The organism is Paracoccus marcusii, assembly GCF_028621715.1.
Taxonomy (GTDB): Bacteria; Pseudomonadota; Alphaproteobacteria; order Rhodobacterales; family Rhodobacteraceae; genus Paracoccus; species Paracoccus marcusii.
The window spans coordinates 1,976,809-1,991,920 of sequence record NZ_CP117466.1 but is presented as its reverse complement, the minus strand read 5'-3'; the positions used below and the strand labels follow the sequence as shown (position 1 = coordinate 1,991,920).

The 15,112-nt window shown below is 63.8% G+C and carries 14 protein-coding genes and 1 tRNA gene; 7 read left to right on the top strand and 8 right to left on the bottom strand.

Annotated elements, in window-relative coordinates; all coding sequences use genetic code 11:
• Positions 1-131 precede the first annotated feature (131 nt).
• From PRL19_RS09845 to PRL19_RS09825, 5 genes are all read left to right on the top strand, one after another.
• Positions 132-1,433 carry a Hint domain-containing protein gene (locus PRL19_RS09845; protein ID WP_273742821.1) on the top strand — a complete coding sequence of 434 codons (1,302 nt, stop codon included), beginning with the start codon at positions 132-134 and terminating at the stop codon, positions 1,431-1,433.
• A 67-nt stretch (positions 1,434-1,500) separates the two neighbouring features.
• Positions 1,501-2,013, top strand: a complete 513-nt coding sequence (locus PRL19_RS09840; RefSeq protein ID WP_273742820.1) for a hypothetical protein — start codon at positions 1,501-1,503, stop codon at positions 2,011-2,013.
• A 19-nt stretch (positions 2,014-2,032) separates the two neighbouring features.
• Complete coding sequence (locus PRL19_RS09835; protein WP_273742819.1) at positions 2,033-3,223, top strand: hypothetical protein; 1,191 nt, start codon at positions 2,033-2,035, stop codon at positions 3,221-3,223.
• Entirely contained in the window at positions 3,220-4,467 is a 1,248-nt protein-coding gene (locus PRL19_RS09830; RefSeq protein ID WP_052715287.1) for a glycosyltransferase family 4 protein, read from the top strand. Before PRL19_RS09835 ends, PRL19_RS09830 begins: the two co-directional genes overlap by 4 nt.
• A 166-nt stretch (positions 4,468-4,633) precedes the next feature.
• Positions 4,634-5,515 carry a polyprenyl synthetase family protein gene (locus PRL19_RS09825; protein ID WP_052714724.1) on the top strand — a complete coding sequence of 294 codons (882 nt, stop codon included), beginning with the start codon at positions 4,634-4,636 and terminating at the stop codon, positions 5,513-5,515.
• On the opposite strand, the gene PRL19_RS09820 is transcribed toward PRL19_RS09825, so the two are convergent.
• The 6 genes from PRL19_RS09820 to fni are packed head-to-tail and all read right to left on the bottom strand — an operon-like array spanning position 5,512 to position 11,408.
• On the bottom strand, positions 5,512-6,426 hold the full coding sequence (locus PRL19_RS09820) for a phytoene/squalene synthase family protein (protein ID WP_273742818.1): 915 nt from the start codon (positions 6,424-6,426) through the stop codon (positions 5,512-5,514). The genes PRL19_RS09825 and PRL19_RS09820 overlap by 4 nt on opposite strands.
• Positions 6,423-7,928, bottom strand: coding sequence for a phytoene desaturase (locus tag PRL19_RS09815; protein ID WP_273742817.1), 1,506 nt, complete (start codon positions 7,926-7,928; stop codon positions 6,423-6,425). The genes PRL19_RS09820 and PRL19_RS09815 overlap by 4 nt, the downstream gene beginning before the upstream one ends.
• Positions 7,925-9,085, bottom strand: coding sequence for a lycopene beta-cyclase CrtY (crtY, locus tag PRL19_RS09810; protein ID WP_273742816.1), 1,161 nt, complete (start codon positions 9,083-9,085; stop codon positions 7,925-7,927). Before crtY ends, PRL19_RS09815 begins: the two co-directional genes overlap by 4 nt.
• Positions 9,082-9,570, bottom strand: a complete 489-nt coding sequence (locus PRL19_RS09805; protein WP_127898118.1) for a sterol desaturase family protein — start codon at positions 9,568-9,570, stop codon at positions 9,082-9,084. The genes crtY and PRL19_RS09805 overlap by 4 nt, the downstream gene beginning before the upstream one ends.
• Positions 9,567-10,295, bottom strand: coding sequence for a fatty acid desaturase (locus PRL19_RS09800; protein ID WP_045982217.1), 729 nt, complete (start codon positions 10,293-10,295; stop codon positions 9,567-9,569). Before PRL19_RS09800 ends, PRL19_RS09805 begins: the two co-directional genes overlap by 4 nt.
• A gap of 30 nt (positions 10,296-10,325) precedes the next feature.
• A complete protein-coding gene (gene fni, locus PRL19_RS09795) occupies positions 10,326-11,408 on the bottom strand; it encodes a type 2 isopentenyl-diphosphate Delta-isomerase (RefSeq protein WP_273742815.1) in 1,083 nt (360 codons plus the stop codon).
• A 195-nt stretch (positions 11,409-11,603) separates the two neighbouring features.
• Here fni and PRL19_RS09790 point away from each other — a divergent pair.
• Positions 11,604-11,693: transfer RNA gene (locus PRL19_RS09790), tRNA-Ser, on the top strand.
• Positions 11,694-11,902: 209 nt separating this feature from the next.
• Positions 11,903-12,469 (top strand): hypothetical protein, encoded by a 567-nt coding sequence (locus tag PRL19_RS09785; RefSeq protein WP_273742814.1) that lies wholly within the window; start codon positions 11,903-11,905, stop codon positions 12,467-12,469.
• 30 nt (positions 12,470-12,499) lie between these two features.
• On the opposite strand, the gene PRL19_RS09780 is transcribed toward PRL19_RS09785, so the two are convergent.
• Together PRL19_RS09780 and PRL19_RS09775 are read right to left on the bottom strand one after the other, a co-directional pair.
• On the bottom strand, positions 12,500-13,024 hold the full coding sequence (locus PRL19_RS09780) for a hypothetical protein (protein ID WP_273742813.1): 525 nt from the start codon (positions 13,022-13,024) through the stop codon (positions 12,500-12,502).
• A 168-nt stretch (positions 13,025-13,192) separates the two neighbouring features.
• Positions 13,193-13,732 carry a recombinase family protein gene (locus PRL19_RS09775; protein WP_273742812.1) on the bottom strand — a complete coding sequence of 180 codons (540 nt, stop codon included), beginning with the start codon at positions 13,730-13,732 and terminating at the stop codon, positions 13,193-13,195.
• Between the last annotated feature and the right edge of the window lie 1,380 nt (positions 13,733-15,112).

The window sequence follows — 15,112 nt, the reverse complement described above, 5'->3', positions numbered from 1 at the left end:
GTGCGACGCGGGTCGTGAAAAACGCGCCCACGCGGGGCGGGCGCGTGGATTTTGTTGACAACCGCCGGGGTGCGGGCGTAACGCCATTGAAACAGGGTTAACAAGAATCGTTTTCAAGAGGGATGACTGTCATGGCCACGATCTTTGGCAGCTATGATGGCGATGGCGCGACCATTCTTCAGGGCAACTCCTCGGAGGGAACCCAGAACGTCACGTTGTCGGACTGGGCGTTCAGCCGGCAAACCGAGCCGGGCGACAACCGCAGCGTGTACGACATCAGCATGAAGGGCGGCGACGACACGCTGGAGGGCGGAAACCTGTCCGGCCAGGGCGCCCGCGTCGCCTTCGGCCAGGTTGACATGGGCACCGGTGACGACATGGCCCATCTGTCGCGCACCACCTTCGAGACGATCTCTACCGGCGACGGCGACGACACGCTGAAGCTGGAGCAGTCGTTCGGCGCGCGCGTGGACCTTGGCAAGGGCGACGACGTCCTGTGGTTCGACATGAAGCCGGACCACAGCCTGTCGGATGCCGACAAGATGCGCGGCGGCCCCAAGCTGGATGGCGGCAAGGGTCAGGACACGCTGAACCTGCGCGGGGACTGGACCCTGACGCTGTCCAGCGGCAACGTCACCATGGACACCGACGGCGACGGCAAGGCCGACCTGGTCACCAACGTCTACAGCGACAGCGACATCGGGTCGATCCTGGCCTATCCGCGCATCCTGCAGGGCACGGTCTCCTATGGGACGATGACGCTTCGCGACGGATCGACCGTGGCATCACGGTCGGGCTTTGCCAACTTCGAGGCGATCAACGCGGTCTGCTTCACCGCCGGCACGCTGATCGACACCCCCCGCGGCGCGGTTCCGATCGAGACCCTGCGCCAGGGCGACACGGTCATCACCCGCAACGGCCCCAAGGCGCTGGCCTGGATCGGTTCGCGCAGGCTGGATGCGGTCGATCTGGCGGGGAACCCCAAGCTGCTGCCGATCCTGGTGCCCGCCGGCGCCTTCGGCAACGGCCTGCCCCTGCGCGACATCCGCTTTTCGCCCCAGCACCGCGTCGTCATCCGCTCGGCCATCGCCGAGACGATGTTCGGCGCCCCCGAGGTGCTGGTCGCGGTCAAGCAGCTGATCGGCGTGAACGGCATCGACGTGGACGGCGACGCCCGCAGCGTCCAGTACCTGCACCTGATGTTCGCAGACCACCAGATCCTGTCGGTCGAGGGGATCGAGGCCGAAAGCCTGTTCCCCGGGCGTCAGGCGCTGACTTTTCTCAGCCAGGACCAGCTGTCCGAACTGCGCGCGATCTTCCCCGATTTCGACGCGATGACCGAGACCGATCCGGCCATCCCGTTCCTGAAGGGTCGCGAAGGACGATCGCTGGCCGCCCGCCACGCCCGCAACGACCGCCCGCTGTATTCGTAAGGACCGGCCTGCGGCCATTGGACAGGCCCAGCATGTCGGCAACGGCAAGGCTGGGCCGCTTGGGATCATGACACTCCACACCGACCTGCCCCCCGCCCTGCTGCGCCGCACCGATGTCACCGTCGGCAGGCACGCCGCCCGGCCCGACCTGATCGTGCCGTTGGCCCGCCAGATGCACCGGGAAAGCCTATTCGCGGACCTGCCCTTCGACCAGCCGCAGGTGGAGCGCCTGCTGGCACAGGTCCATGACGACAGCGGTTATCACGGTGCCGTCGTCGTATCGCTGGAGGCCGAGCCGGTGGCCTTTGCGCTGTTCGCGTTCGAACCGATGCGGACCCATTCCGCCAGCTGGATCACGGTGATCCACACGGCGCATCTGCGCAGCGACATCCGCGACACCGCCACCGGGTCCGCCGTCTGGCAGCGGGTGATGCTGGCCGTGCGCGGCTGGTCCGCGCCGCGCGGGGTCCGGGGCATCCAGGTTAGCCTGGGTCTTGGCGTTGCCGTTCCGCGGATGGACGCGCTGCTGACCGCGGATGGCGCCACGCCCCTGGGCGGCGCTTTCTTCAGTCGGCTGTAATGTCCGCGCGGGCCCCACGATGACCGCCCAGCTGACCCATGACGACCCCAGACTTGGCCTGCGCCCGGCAGAGGCGCGGGCCGACGATCCGTTGACCGGTGTCGCGATGCGCCTGCTGGGCGATGCGCTGACGGGCAGCGGCGACGGATGCGTCTGTGCCCCCGCCCTTGGCGTGCCGGTGCGCCTGCTGGCCCTGCGGCGGGGGGCGGACCTGATCCACGTGCTGAACCCCCGCCTGTCGTCACTGTCTGACCTGCACCTGAACCGTGCCGAGACGCGGCTCCAGACCGGCCCCGTCCAGCGCCATGCCTGGCGTGCGCGGCGCGTGACCCTAGCCGGGACGCAGCCCGGCGGCCTGCCCCTGTCTTTGGACCTGGACGGTCCGCTGGCCATCGCCGTCCAGCAGGCGGTCGAGCTGCTGGACAACCGCGATGCGTTTTCCTGGGTCACGCCCTTCCACCGCGCTTGGCTGCGGGCGACCGACGCCCCGGTCCGGGCCCGCGCGCGGGCGATCAATCACGGCCTGCACCGCCTGGATGGGGCGGCGCTGCGCATGCTGGATGACCGCCGGGTGCAGGTGCTGGACGACGACGGCACCCCCCTGGGCATGATCGACGCGCTGAACCCGGCCATGCCGGTCGAGGGTTGGGCGCGTCGCTGCCTTGGGCTGCTCTGCGCGACATCGGCCCTGCGGCACGTGATGGTGACAGGGCCGGTGCATCTGCCGCTGGCCGTTGCGGCGCTGGCCCTGGTGCCCGGCCTGACGGTGCATCACCCCGCGGCGGGCTGGCCCCTGGCGGCGATGCAGGCGCTTGACCTTGGCGCGGCGTTCCGGCCAGCGCAGCTGTCGGATGCGGCACCCGACGCGCCGCGGCTGGATGCGATCGTCGCGGGGGCCGATGACGACTGGCTGCACGGTCCGGACGCGCTGGCGCGCATCCGCCACGCCGGGCGGCGCCTGTCGGGCGACGGCGGCGTCCTGCTGATCCATGGAACGGGCCCCCTGCCCGCGATCCGCGACCTGCTGCAGGCCGCGTTTCCCGCAGTCCACGCGGTCCTGGACGGCGATGCGACGTTCCTGGTCGCGACCAAGGCGCGGCTGGACCTGGGCGTCGCCCATGCCCGCGTGCAGGCCATCGTGAACCGCACCGATCAGCAGCCGCTGCTGGCGGCGGGCTGCACGGGCTGGCAGACGGTTCCCCGGTCATGACGGTCGCGGCATCCGTGGCGCAGCGGCCGCGCATCCTGTTTCTGCACCTGTCCGGCCCCGGCCAGTTCGAGTTCCTGGGCCGCTGGCTGGCGGGCCAGGGCTGGGACGTCACCTTCATGCATGGCGGCATCGACGCCGACCCTGCCCATGACGGCATCCGCACCCGCCGATTCGCGCTGCGCGACACCACGATCCCCACGGGCGATCCGCGTCACATCCTGGACCACGCCGCGCAGAACTGCCGGGGCGCGACCGAGCTGATGTTCCGCATGCGCCATTCCGAAGGCTATGTCCCGGACGTCGTGGTGGCCCATGCGGGCTGGGGCGTGGGTCTGGGGGTCAAGCTGGTCTGGCCGGACTGCACCTATGTCGCCTATCACGAATGGTATTACACCGACCGCAACTGGGACAAGCGCCGGGCGGAAAAGCCCGCCGACCTGGCGGTGATGATCTCGGACCGGATGCGCAACCTGCCGATCACCGGCGAATTCGACCTGGCCGATGCCAGCTGGTGCCCGACGCTGTTCCAGGCCAGCCGCTTTCCCCCGGTCCTGCGCCGCCAGATCACCGTGATGCCCGATGGGGTCGATTGCGACCTGCACCGCCCCGACCCGCAGGCGCGCATCGATTTCGACTGGTTGCGCCTGCCCGCAGACCGCCCCGTGATCACCTATGCCACCCGCGGGATGGAGCCCTTGCGCGGCTTTCCGCAATTCCTGCGCGGCGTCGCCCGCCTGCAGGCGCGGCGTGACGACTTCGACACGGTGATCCTGGCCAATGACAGCGTGTCCTATGGCCGACCGCTGGCGCGCGGCGACAGCTGGTGGCTGCGGATGATCGACCAGCTGGACCTGGATCACCGCCGCATCCACGTGAACGCCATGCGCCCGCGCGATGAATATGTCCGCACGCTGCAGGCCTCGCACGCGCATGTCTATTTCACCGAGCCCTTCGTCACCTCCTGGTCCCTGTCCGAGGCGATGGCCACCGGATGCCTGGTGATCGGATCGAACACCGCCCCGGTGCGCGAACTGGTCCGCGACATGGAGAACGGCCTGATCGTCGACATGGACGACGCGGACGAGGTCGCGGACGCGATGGCCTGGGTGCTGGACAATCCGGGTGACGCGGCCGACCTGCGCCGCGCCGCGCGCCGGACGATCCTGGCCGATCACGATGCGGCGCGGGTGTTTCCGGCCAAGGATGCATGGCTGCGCGCGGCCATCGGCGCGCCGGTCCACTGACCTTGTTGGACAAATTGCCGCGCGACCCCGCGTCGCCGTCGAAAAGGCTCGCAATCGGGCGTGAACCGTTCCAACATGGGGACTGTTGACGGTGGATGACCGGTCGCGGGATACCGCTCCGGGCCAGGCCATCCCGCCAGGTCAGAACCCAAGCGCGAAGGCACTGATGAGACGAGACGTCAACCCGATCCACGCCACCCTTCTGCAGACCAGACTTGAGGAGATCGCCCAGGGATTCGGTGCCGTGTCGCAGCCGCTCGGCGCGGCCATGAGCCATGGCGCGCTGTCCTCGGGCAAGCGTTTCCGCGGCATGCTGATGCTGCTGGCGGCCGAGGCTTCGGGCGGGGTCTGCGACACGATCGTCGACGCCGCCTGCGCGGTCGAGATGGTGCATGCCGCATCGCTGATCTTCGACGACCTGCCCTGCATGGACGATGCCGGGCTGCGCCGCGGCCAGCCCGCGACCCATGTGGCGCATGGCGAAAGCCGCGCCGTGCTGGGCGGCATCGCCCTGATCACCGAGGCGATGGCCCTGCTGGCCGGTGCGCGCGGCGCGTCGGGCACGGTGCGGGCGCAGCTGGTGCGGATCCTGTCGCGGTCCCTGGGGCCGCAGGGCCTGTGCGCCGGCCAGGACCTGGACCTGCACGCAGCCAAGAACGGCGCGGGGGTCGAACAGGAACAGGACCTGAAGACCGGCGTGCTGTTCATCGCCGGGCTGGAGATGCTGGCCGTGATTAAGGAGTTCGACGCCGAGGAGCAGACCCAGATGATCGACTTTGGCCGTCAGCTGGGCCGCGTGTTCCAGTCCTATGACGACCTGCTGGACGTCGTGGGCGACCAGGCGGCGCTTGGCAAGGATACCGGTCGCGATGCCGCGGCCCCCGGCCCGCGGCGCGGCCTTCTGGCCGTGTCCGACCTGCAGAACGTGTCCCGTCATTACGAGGCCAGCCGCGCCCAGCTGGACGCGATGCTGCGCAGCAAGCGCCTTCAGGCTCCGGAAATCGCGGCCCTGCTGGAACGGGTTCTGCCCTACGCCGCGCGCGCCTAGGCGTGATGCGGCCGGGTCCAGAGGCCCTGCCGCGACACGCCCGCCCCCGGCAGGCGTGATCGCGCGACATCCCAGCCCCCGATGCCCAGCAGGCCGATCTTGGCGGCCTTGGACGTGCTGATCCGCTGGCGATAGGCCTGCGGCCCGCCCTTGCGGATGCGCAGCCCGATGGCGCGATAGATGCGCAACGCGGCGGCGATGGACCAGGCGCAGCGCGGCGGCAGATCCGCCAGACCCACCCGCGCCGACGCGTAATAGGGTTCTGCCGCATCCAGCAGCCGCAGGATCACGGTGTACAGCTCCGGCGACGGCACCGGCCCGTCGACCCGCGCGCCCGCCTGATCCAGCCAGTCGCCTGGCAGATAGCACCGCCCGATGCGCGCGTCGTCGATCACGTCGCGCGCGATGTTGGTCAGCTGGAACGCCAGCCCCAGGTCGCAGGCACGGTCCAGGACAGGATCGTCGCGCACGCCCATCACGCGGGCCATCATCACGCCGACGATGCCTGCGACGTGATAGGAATATTCCAGCACATCGTCCAGCGTGCGATAGTCGCGCGCCTCGACATCCATCGCAAAGCCTTCGATCAGGTCCATGGGCCACGCCTGCGGGAAATCATGCCTCCGCGCCACCGCGCGCAGCGCCGCAAAGGGCGGGGTCACCGGACCGTCGCCCTGCAACGCGGCCAGCGTGTCGGCGCGCAGGCCGTCCAGCCGCGCCTGCGGGTCGTTCACCGCCTCGGGGCGGCTGCCCAGGGCCTGACCGTCGATCACGTCATCCGCGTGGCGGCACCAGGCATAGAGCATCACCGTGTCGTCGCGGATGCCCGGCGGCATCAGCTTGGCCGCCGTGGCAAAGCTTTGCGACCCTTGGGTGATCGCCTCGGTCGAGGTCAGGACCAGATCGCTCATGCGCCCGCCAGGTCGGACAGCATCACCTGGGCCGTGGCCTTGGCCGAGCCCACGACGCCCGGAATGCCCGCGCCCGGATGGGTGCCCGCGCCGACCAGATAGAAGTTGCGGATCGTCTTGTCGCGGTTGTGCGGCCGGAACCACGCGGATTGCGTCAGGATCGGCTCGACCGAGAAGGCGCTGCCATGATGGGCGTTCAACTCGCTGGCGAAATCGGACGGCGTGAAGATGCGCGTCGTGGTCAGGTTGGCGCGCAGGTTCGGGATCAGCCGCTCCTCCAGGCTGGCCAGGATGCGGTCGGCATAGCGCGGCCCCTCGACCGCCCAATCGATCTCGGCGCGGCCCAGATGCGGCACCGGGGCCAGCACGTAATGCGTGGACATGCCCGGAGGCGCCATGTCCGGATCGGTCGTGCAGGGCGAATGCAGGTACAGCGAGAAATCCTCGGCCAGCTTCGGGCCCTTGAAGATCTCGTTGACCAGCTCCTTGTAGCGGGGGCCGAACAGGATGGTGTGATGCGCGATGTCCTTGGGCGCCTCGCGCAGACCGAAATGCAGCACGAAGAGCGACATGGACCAGCGCTTGCGGTCCAGCGATTTCGCGCGGCTCTGCCCGCGGGCGGTGTGGCCCAGCAGGTCGCGATAGTTGTGCATGACGTCGCCATTGCTGGCGACCATGTCGGCCCTCAAAGACCGCCCGTCGGCCAGGGTGACGCCCGTGGTCCGCGCGCCCTCGGTCTCGATCCGGGCGACTTTGGCGTTCAGCATCATCTGGCCGCCAAGCCGTTCGAACAGCGCGACCATGCCTGCGACCAGCTGGTTGGTGCCGCCCTTGGCGAACCAGACCCCGCCGCGCCGCTCCAACGCGTGGATCAGCGCATAGATCGAGCTGGTCGAGAAGGGATTCCCGCCCACCAGCAGCGTGTGATACGAAAACGCCTGCCGCAGATAGGGGTCCTTGATGAAGGTCGCGACCTTGGCATGGACCGACTTGTAGGCCTCCAACTTCATCAGCGCGGGCGCGGCCTTGAGCATCTGGCCCAGCTTGAGGAAGGGCACGGTGCCCAACTTGACGTAGCCCTCCTGGTACACCTCCTCCGCGTAATCGCGGAAGCGGCGGTATCCCTCCAGATCGTCCGGGTTGAACTGGGCGATCTGGCGCTCCAGCTGATCGGCCTCGTTCACGTAATCGAAGACCTTCCCGCCCGGCCACATCAGCCGATAGAAGGGCGACACCGGCATCAGCGTCACGTCGCGCGCCATGTCCTGCCCGGTCAGCGCCCACAGCTCCTTGAGCGCATCGGGGTCGGTGATGACCGTCGGGCCCGCGTCGAAGACATGGCCCTGGTCGTGCCAGACATAGGCGCGCCCGCCGGGCTTGTCGCGGGCCTCGACCAGGGTGGTGGCGATGCCCGCGGACTGCAGGCGGATGGCCAGGGCCAGCCCGCCAAAGCCTGCGCCGATCACGATGGCGGTCTTGGCCGCGGGCGAATGGGCGTTCATGCGTTTTCCTTCAGCAGGGGACGTTCGGGCAGGCAGCGGATGGCCGTGCCAAGGGGAATGGGAGGCTTGCCGGTCACGATGCGCAGCTGATCCGCCACGCTCAGCCGGCCGGCATAGAACCGTTCGATCAGTCCATGCGGCATGCGGTAGAACCGCTGCAGCAGGGTATAGCGCCGGTCGGGCGCGCAGCCGCGGAACAGCATCCGGTTCAGCAGTCGCAGAAAGCGGTCGCGGCGTGCCCGGTCGATCGCATAGTCGCGGATGGCGCCGCGCAGCGCGTCGGTGCCGGGCGGCCCGGACAGACCCGCCACCACGTCCGCCACCTGTGCCGCATAGGGCAGCGAATAGCCGGTGACCGGGTGAAAGAACCCCGCGCGCAGTCCCACGGGAACAGGCCCCGCCGCGTGATCGGCCCAGAAGCCCGCCGCGTCATGGGCCAGCGCAATGGGAAGGATGCCGCGTTCGCGCCGGACCTCGGCCCCGGTCCAGCCCTGCTGGCGGGCATAGTCGTGGGACGCCGCCGCCAGTGCGTCGTCGTCCAGATCGCCGCCATCGGAATAGCGCGTGTCCTCGATCAGGATGCGCGTCGGAGAGAAGGGCAGCAGATAGATGAAGCGGTACCCGTCCTGCTGGGTGACGGTCGCGTCCATGATCATCGGGCGGGGCACGCCGTGGGGGCGGTCGGTCTCGATCTCGACGCCCACGAATTTCTGGAAACCCACGGTCAGATGCCGCGACGGCTGCGCGCCGCGTCCGTCCAGCACCGCGCCCGCCTCGATCCGGGCGCCGCAGGATAGTGTCGCCCCCTGCGCATCCAGCAGGGCGATGTCGCTGTTCCAGCGGATCTCGGCGCCCGACCGGACCACCGCATCCGCCAGCGCCGCCCCGTCCAGCGACCCGTAACCGGTGGCCAGCCGCCGGGCATGGCGAGGAAAGCGCACCTCCTGGTCGGGCCAGTTGGCGCGGCGCAGGGGCTTCAGCCGCGCCAGCCAGTCCGGCGACAGGTCGGGGTCGTGGCAGGACCAGGTGTGGCCGTCTGACGGTCCCGCGGCATGGTCCAGCAACAGCACCCGCAGGTCGGGCCGCGCCGCGCGCAGCGCCAGGGCGATCAGCCCGTTCGCAAGGCCCGCCCCTGCCAGCAGCACGTCATGGGTCACGTGCGCTCCTGCGCCTCGGCTCGCAGCACGCCCGACGTCTTCAGGTCCTGCTTCAGCTTGTCGACCGGCGGCGCATAGATGAAGCCGAAGCTGACGCAATGGTCGCGTCCCTCGACCGCGTGGTGCAGGCGGTGGGCCTGATACAGGCGGCGGGCATAGCCCTTGCGCGGGATATAGCGGAACGGCCAGCGCTGATGCACCAGCCCGTCATGCAGGACGAAATAGATCAGCCCGTAGACGGTCATGCCCAAGGCGATCCACCACAGGACCGGTGCCCAGATCCAGCCCACCGTGAACAGCACCGTGGCGATCACCGCAAAGACCAGGCCGTACAGGTCGTTCTTTTCCAGCGCGTGGTCGTGTTCCTCGTGGTGGGACTTGTGCCAGCCCCAGCCCAGGGGGCCGTGCATGATCCAGCGGTGGACGGAATAGGCCGTCAGCTCCATCACCAGCACGGTGGCGACGACGATCAGGAAATTGGTCATGCGGTGTCCCCCTTGGTGCGGGTGCTGGGCAGGCGCCACCAAGGCACCGTCGGGTGCAGGTGGTGTTCGTGATGATAACCGCCAAAGTGAAAGCAGGTCAGCAGCGACACGGGGTCGCTGATCCGCGACGACCGCGCATTGTGGCGGTCCGGGAACGCGTCGTGGCCGGGGCGGTGCGGCAGCCAGGTGCCGAACACGAACAGCTGGATCGACGCCAGGATCGACGGCAGCGGCCAGAAGACCACGTACATCCAGCGATCCCCAAGGATCAGCGCGTAGACCGTCACGATGACGGGCAGCAGCAGCCCCTCGCGCCAGCCGAAATAGGTGCCGATGAAGCGGGCGTACCAGCGGACCGGGCCGCCATGGTCGAAATCGGGGTCGTCGTCGGTTCCGGCATGGCGGTGATGCGCCATGTGCTTGACGATCATCTTGCGCCACGAAAATCCGGCATACAGCCACAGGACAAGCTGGCCCATCGCCGCATTGGCGCGCGGACGCCCCGGCACGACCGACCCGTGCATCGCGTCATGCGCGATGATGAACAGACCGACCGACAGCCAGGTCAGCCCCAGGAAATTCGCGACCGCCAGGATGGGATGGGCCGCCGCGTCCAGAAACCACAGCGCATGCACATGCAGGGCCAGCCACGCGGCGATGATGCCGCCCGAGACGATCAAACTGGTGGCGGTCAGATCTGCCTTGGGCAGGGCATGTGCGCTCATCTTGTCCCCCGGACCGGCGATCCGCGCAGACTACAGTCCCGCATCGCCGGTTTCCATCCCCGTTGCTTGCGACCATTGGCCACCCGGCCCAAGCACCAGCAAAGGCGCGCGGCGCAGCGCCGCAAGGTCGCCGGATCCCGTGCAGAACATCGCGATGCGCAGCTGGGTCACCACGTCGGACAGGTGATCGGACAGGGCCTCGGCGCTGTGACGCGCGGCGGGCAGAGCGCGGGCCGCCTGCCCCACGAGATCCGCGCCAAGGCGGATGGCCCGCGCGACGTCCAGCCCGTGACGCACCCCGCCCGATCCGATCAGAACCCGGTCCGGACCCATCATCGGCGCGATGGCGCGCAGCGACGCGGTCGTGGGAATGCCCCAGTCGTGGAACGGTGCCGCCAGCGCCTGCAGGCGGTCGGGACCGCGTTCGGCCTCGACACGCGCCCAGCTGGTGCCGCCGGCGCCGGCGACGTCCAGGATCGTCACGCCCGCGTCGATCAGACGGCGCGCCACGGGCGCCGACAGCCCCGCACCGACCTCCTTGACGCCCAGGGGGACCGGCAGGCTGGTGGCAAGTTCCTCGATCCGCGGCAGCAGGGCCGCAAAGTTGCGGTCGCCACCCTCCTGGATCGCCTCCTGCAGCGGGTTCAGGTGCAGGATCAGCGCGTCGGCCTGGATCATGTCCACCGCGCGCTGCGCCTGCGCCACGCCAAAACCATAGTTCAGCTGGACCGCGCCAATATTGCCCAGGATCGGAATCTGGGGCGCCCGTGCCCGCAGGCTGGCGCCCAGGCCGCCATTGCCGCCCGCCTCGACCGCGATGCGCTGCGATCCGACGGACAGGGCGATGCGGTGATGGGCACAGGCCTCGGCGATGTGCAGGTTGATGCGTTCCGCCTCCTCCGGACCGCCGGTCATGGCCGAGATCAGCAGCGGCGCCGCCAGGCTGCGCCCCAGGAACCGTGTTCCCGTGTCGACGGCATCCATGTCCAGATCAGGAAGCGCCTGATGCAGGAACCGGACCTGGTCGAACCCGCTGTCCAGCCGGTCCTGCGCCCCGCGGCCTTCGGTGACGATGCGCAGGTGATCCGACTTGCGACGAGAGATTTCGGTCATGTCCTGCCATCCGGTTGCGTCATCCGACTATCGCGTCAATGCCTTCCGGGTTCCAGCCCCAGTTCCAAGAGGACGAACTGTCGCGTGCCACGGCCCGGCGCCGTCGAACCCCTTGGACGGCGCCGCACGGCGATCTGCAAAAAGGGGCCAGAAAGCCCCTTGCCCCCCCTTGGCGACATCCATATACGGGTCGGCGGAGACGTGGCCGAGTGGTCGAAGGCACACCCCTGCTAAGGGTGCAGGCCCGAAAGGGTCTCGAGGGTTCGAATCCCTTCGTCTCCGCCATCACACCTTTATTGTTATATTACCGTGTGTTAAGGGTTACTGACCACACACGCTGACAACACACGTTTGCGTCACACACGCCATGCAAAAGTCAGTTCCCTCAAGACCCTTTCAAGCCTACACAAATCTCCACTACAAGAATCTTACCTTTAGTATGGGTAGGAGTGATTTGTGCAAGTCAAAGCGTTTGGAGAACAGGGCGAGGGTCTGTGAGTTTTACAAATGAAGATGCAGAAGCGTATATTAATAAGAACCTCAGCCATATTAATCGGCTGCGACGCACAGTAATTGCGCTAGCTACAACACAAGATATTCTCATATACTCGAAAAGGCTGAGAGAAGTCAGCGAAACAGATGCTTCAATAGATGCATACCGGCGCGTCATGGACATGGAAGCCTTCACCACAATTATCGTTATCTCCTATGGTAGACTATTTACCGAGAGTAAGGGTGCGCCTGTTTTTAAGCGCAAGCTGATACCAGAACATCTGCTTCCAGTGCACGATAAAATTATCTCTCTGCGGCATGAGCGCTATGCTCATCATGGGGACCATGAAACTGTAGCTGCAAGACTAGGACTTTATGTAACAGAGCATGAGGTAAAGACAACAATCCACTGGAATGCAACCGTTCATGACGGGGTTCCGCCGCAGTGGCTCGAACTATTCCAATGGTTGAATAATTACATAAAGGGTTCGTTCTCTAAGCAACTTGAATATCTAAATACAACAGGAAAGCGTTGGGAAAATTTTGATCCTGTGCTAGCTCCCAGATAGGCACCTGCCATTAGATAAAGGCATGAGGATTTAGTTTATTATCCTACAAATTACCTTTCCAAATTCTCGCTTCGTTTCCCCGAATCCCGACATTGACCCAGATGATCCAAAATCGACTAATACAAGGGTCATATCGCGAAATGCAAAGGGTAGCGTTTGGTTGTAGTCACCATTTGCGACAAGCTTCTTGGCTACTACTATGCCTTCACTCCTCCGAACTTCATGCGCCTGTAGCTTGCCCACGATCCGATCAGATTGCTGAATCTCATCAGGGTCCAACGGTTGTGCTTTCTTAGGTGTAGCCAGCGCATCAGCAAGCTTCGTGGTCAGTTCAGCGATCCTGTGGTCACGATCCACAAGCTTGCCTGTCAGATCATCAATCCTATCGTCACGAGTTGAAAGGCTACTGTTCAAGTTTGCCATGCGCGTCGTGTAGGCCCACTGAAGTACTCCCCATACCACAACGGCTACAACCGCAACCGAGCCTACAAAAGACCATGGAGCACCAGCAATTACTGGCCATTCCGCACTTAGCGTCGTCACCAACCCTGCCATATCAATGCTTCCTAAGTTGAGTTTTATTTTTTTATATAGTAGATCAGTGACCCTACCCACGCGCCATAGGGGTGGCCCGGTTATTTTCGGGGGGGACCCTACGCATGACTAAGAGGGGAACTCCACCAAAGGAATCCCCCACCTACATAGTTCCAGGCAGCAGCGTGACTACTCTAGGAAGCGGTAGACGCTGGAACGAGCTACACCCATACGCTTAGCTATCTCCGACGGTCCTACACCCTCAGCCGCAAGCTGCTTGACCACAGCAGGATCAATAGAGGGCTTGCGCCCCTTGTACACACCCTTGGCCTTAGCAGCCGCTATGCCCTCTAGCTGACGCTCTTTGCGTAGGTTCGTCTCGAACTCAGCGAACACACCTAGCATCTGGAAGAACGCCTTACCTGCCGGGCTACTGGTGTCTATGGGCTGTTCCGTTGCCCTCAGTTCAACACCCTTCTGTTCAAGCTGGCGTACTATGGTGGTCAGATCATCCATAGAGCGGGCCAGACGATCAAGCCGTGTGATCACCAGAACGTCCCCTGTGGTCAGGAAGTCTAGCAGAGTGGTCAGTTCCCTTCTGCCTTCCAACTTGGTCCCTGTGGCCTTCTCAAAGCGTATGACGGTACACCCTGCCCTCTTGAGTGCTTCCTGCTGAATGGTCAGGTCTTGGTCTGTGGTGCTGACGCGGGCGTATCCGTAGGTTGCCATGATGATGTGTCCGATTAGGGTCTAGATGTACTCTAGGTACTGTCCGATAATTCCTGAGTCAACCCTATTAGGACGCTTAAACTGTCCGATTGAGACGTAGTGCTACGGTACACCCATTTCGGACAAAGAATCATCTAAGTTTGCGGCTTAAGCTTATTCCTGGGAGTCAATAAAAATAGAGAACTTGGACTAAAAGAATCATTAAGTGGAGAGATTATGAAAAGGAACAAATGTCAACGCAAAGAAGGGCGATCAATAGAGGTAAAGTCAGCACCCTACCCGCGATGGGAATGATGATTTAATTTGACTAGGAGAGCGGCAGGGTAAGACTTTTCCACCAAATACGAACAATGCTGAAATGGAACCAAAGTAGAACATAGTATTGAAATAACAGAATAATCTTAAGGATACATCACTACTATAGCGGTGTGTAAGCTATTGTTATGTAACTAAGGTATTACAGCTACAGATAAGAGAACAGTAACGAGCGCCAGCGGGTCAGCCATGACAGCTTACGCTGCCCTGTCTGTGACTACTACGTAGCCAAAACCCTTGGACTCCTGTCGGGAACCTACAAAGAATAGCTACATAATAAGATGGATACGTAGTAGTCTAAATCATATCTTCTACTAATAATAAGGCCGACAGGCCAGCCGATAGGCTAAGTCATGACCATATAGTATCTAACTACTGTAGCCTCTTTAGCTTATGCTTTAATTACCGTGCTATCGCATCTTGGCTTGTAAGCCATTTATATATTTAGAGATAAGAAAGATAACTACAGTTACAGCACTATACCATACTTCTTATTTTGTAGATGGACTTGATAAGTTAGCTAAACGAGTCAAGGAAATTCATCACGAAGGGATGACAGGAAGCAAGACGTAAGGCTTGATTGCTGGTCCGCTGTGCTCGTTATCACAGTAGTTATTGGCATGTCTGTCTTACTAGTTTTATTCTAAGGGTCAGGCTGAATTTCCCTTTTTTATCCAATGGTTAAGACCCCCACTTGGGCACATTCCGCCCAACCCTGTAATAATTGACTGACCAATCAATAATAAATCAGGCTCAATAAGCACCTGGACTAACGCCACTCCTCATGTTTATTTTCGCAAGTGACATGGTTTACGCTGCAAAAATCGGGCAGAGTGCTTATATTAGTAATTCAAAGAAAGCATAGACCAACCGTTCTACTACTTAGTGCGGGTGCGGTTTGGGTAATCTGGATATTACCAAATAAATCACCGATTATATTCAAGGTGACGTAACGTCATATTGCCTATACCCCTTGAAATTTCAGAAAAAAGTATTATATTATAATCGGAGACAAAATAGCACGTTCTGCTGTCTATGTGTTAATGCAGCGTCTGCCAGTGCTGC

Bases quoted from the DNA above. Each gene is read 5' to 3' on its own strand.
- PRL19_RS09845 (WP_273742821.1), top strand. From the start codon at position 132: ATGGCCACGATCTTTGGCAGCTATGATGGCGATGGCGCGACCATTCTT.
- PRL19_RS09840 (WP_273742820.1), top strand. From the start codon at position 1,501: ATGACACTCCACACCGACCTGCCCCCCGCCCTGCTGCGCCGCACCGAT.
- PRL19_RS09835 (WP_273742819.1), top strand. From the start codon at position 2,033: ATGACCGCCCAGCTGACCCATGACGACCCCAGACTTGGCCTGCGCCCG.
- PRL19_RS09830 (WP_052715287.1), top strand. From the start codon at position 3,220: ATGACGGTCGCGGCATCCGTGGCGCAGCGGCCGCGCATCCTGTTTCTG.
- PRL19_RS09825 (WP_052714724.1), top strand. From the start codon at position 4,634: ATGAGACGAGACGTCAACCCGATCCACGCCACCCTTCTGCAGACCAGA.
- PRL19_RS09820 (WP_273742818.1), bottom strand. From the start codon at position 6,426: ATGAGCGATCTGGTCCTGACCTCGACCGAGGCGATCACCCAAGGGTCG.
- PRL19_RS09815 (WP_273742817.1), bottom strand. From the start codon at position 7,928: ATGAACGCCCATTCGCCCGCGGCCAAGACCGCCATCGTGATCGGCGCA.
- PRL19_RS09805 (WP_127898118.1), bottom strand. From the start codon at position 9,570: ATGACCAATTTCCTGATCGTCGTCGCCACCGTGCTGGTGATGGAGCTG.
- PRL19_RS09800 (WP_045982217.1), bottom strand. From the start codon at position 10,295: ATGAGCGCACATGCCCTGCCCAAGGCAGATCTGACCGCCACCAGTTTG.
- fni (WP_273742815.1), bottom strand. From the start codon at position 11,408: ATGACCGAAATCTCTCGTCGCAAGTCGGATCACCTGCGCATCGTCACC.
- PRL19_RS09780 (WP_273742813.1), bottom strand. From the start codon at position 13,024: ATGGCAGGGTTGGTGACGACGCTAAGTGCGGAATGGCCAGTAATTGCT.
- PRL19_RS09775 (WP_273742812.1), bottom strand. From the start codon at position 13,732: ATGGCAACCTACGGATACGCCCGCGTCAGCACCACAGACCAAGACCTG.